This window comes from uncultured Fibrobacter sp. (assembly GCF_937877005.1).
Lineage (GTDB): Bacteria > Fibrobacterota > Fibrobacteria > Fibrobacterales > Fibrobacteraceae > Fibrobacter.
Window position 1 is genome coordinate 1 of record NZ_CALEFV010000346.1, and the last position, 1,805, is coordinate 1,805.

The following is a 1,805-nucleotide window of genomic DNA, read 5'->3' on the forward strand; positions in this document are numbered from 1 at the left end:
CGTCACCTGTGCATCGTACAACGCACGGTGGGCTTTGCCGGACTTGCCTCTGACCCGTCGCGACCAGTGGTTCATGTACGCCGAAAAAATCTATGCAGGTTTCTTTGACCGCCAAGCGAAGGAAATCGACGACCAGAAGAAGATGGAGTCGGTGAAGCTGCCGGCCGATTTCGCCTACATGTTGGTGACGGCGGTGAGCATCGAAAGCCGCCAGCGCCTGAATGCCCACAAGCCGCTCACGCTCGGGCAAGCTAGCCGCATCCCCGGCGTCCGCCCCGCCGACATCACGGTGCTTGCCCATTGGCTTGAAAATAGGCGCGGCTCGTAGGCTCTCTACGCTTTTTGGGTAGTTTAAAACGCCTTTTTTTCGCTCAAAAAGCATAATTTTTGATTGCAAAACCTAGAAACGGCCCGAAAATTTACTATTTTTGCGCCGTCAAATTAACAATATTTCCAAGAGGTCTATTATGTCAGAAGAAACTGAAGTCAAATCCACAGAAGAAGTCAAGCCTCAGGAAACAAAATCCCAAGAAAAGAAGGCCCCGGCCAAGAAGAAGCGCCCCCTGAACGCCAAGCGTAAGGGTCCTGTCGCTCCCAAGAAGCCGGCTGTCTTTAGCGATTCCCTGGAAGACCGTTTCCCCGCCCTCGCCGCCAAGCTCAAGAAGCAGATCGAGGACGGTATCAAGCAGAAGATTAAGGAAGCACAGAACGACCCCAAGGTCAAGAAGGCTTCTGAAAAGTTCGCTGGTAAGTAATTTCCGGATTTTCTTTGACAATTGAAATGCCGCCAGTCCTTAAAGGACCGGCGGCATTTTTTATTTTGTAGACAGAAGTTTTATTTGTAACTACATTTGTGGAAAAACTTTAAAAGGAGATTTTTATGCGTAGATTGCTCACCATTCTGGCCCTCGGCTGCAGCCTTTGCATGGTCGCTTGTAGCAGTGGCGGCAAGACCGTTACTCGTATCGATGAAAACTCGACAACCGACCTTTCCGGTAAGTGGAATGACACCGATTCCCGCCTGGTGGCTGACGAAATGATTACGAGCTGCTTGACCAGCCCACGTATTGAAAAGATCATCGGCGAAATGGGCCGTACTCCGACCGTCGTGATTGGCAAGGTGCGCAACAAGAGCCACGAACACATTAGCGTCGAAACGTTTATCAAGGACATGGAACGCGCCCTGTTGAATTCCGGTGCCGCAGACTTCGTCGCCAATTCTTCCGAACGTGCCGAACTGCGTAACGAGGTCATGGACCAGCGCGGCAATGCAACCGAAGAAACGGCCAAGGAACTTGGCATGGAAACCGGTGCTGACTGGATGCTTACCGGCACGATCAACACCATCGTGGACCAGGAAGGTGGCCAGTCCGTGATTTTCTACCAGGTTGACCTGGAACTCACCGATCTCCAGAGCCACAAGAAGCTTTGGATGGGTGACAAGAAGATCAAGAAGTTCATTTCCAAAGATTCTGTGAAGCTTTAATCGCGACGCCGCTCTCAACGGAGAATGATTTTAAATAACCTCGGGTTCCGGGGTTATTTTTCTATCTTTGGGCCCATGATCAGTATTACCAAGCTCTTGATGGATACGCCGAATTACGGCGACCAGCTGCGTTATGAACCCAAGGCCCATGAATGCAAGAACGGCGTTGCGCCGGGTCGTGGCCCCGTGGTGGTGTGGAATTGCACCAAAACCTGCAACCTGAGTTGCGTGCATTGTTATGCCCGCTCCGAGGCCATCAAGTACCAGAACGAACTCACGCATGAAGAAGGCTTGGCTTTGATTGATCAGTTGGCCGACT

Annotated in this window: 2 protein-coding genes and 2 pseudogenes; all 4 read left to right on the forward strand. The window is 51.4% G+C overall.

What is annotated here, in order from left to right:
* Positions 1–328 (forward strand): annotated as a pseudogene (locus tag Q0628_RS15480) (hypothetical protein); the annotation flags it as partial.
* Positions 329–467: 139 nt separating this feature from the next.
* Positions 468–755 (forward strand): hypothetical protein, encoded by a 288-nt coding sequence (locus Q0628_RS15485; protein WP_298772540.1) that lies wholly within the window; start codon positions 468–470, stop codon positions 753–755.
* A gap of 125 nt (positions 756–880) precedes the next feature.
* Positions 881–1,486, forward strand: coding sequence for a penicillin-binding protein activator LpoB (locus tag Q0628_RS15490; protein WP_298772542.1), 606 nt, complete (start codon positions 881–883; stop codon positions 1,484–1,486).
* 75 nt (positions 1,487–1,561) lie between these two features.
* Positions 1,562–1,805: pseudogene (locus tag Q0628_RS15495) on the forward strand (heme d1 biosynthesis radical SAM protein NirJ1); the annotation flags it as partial.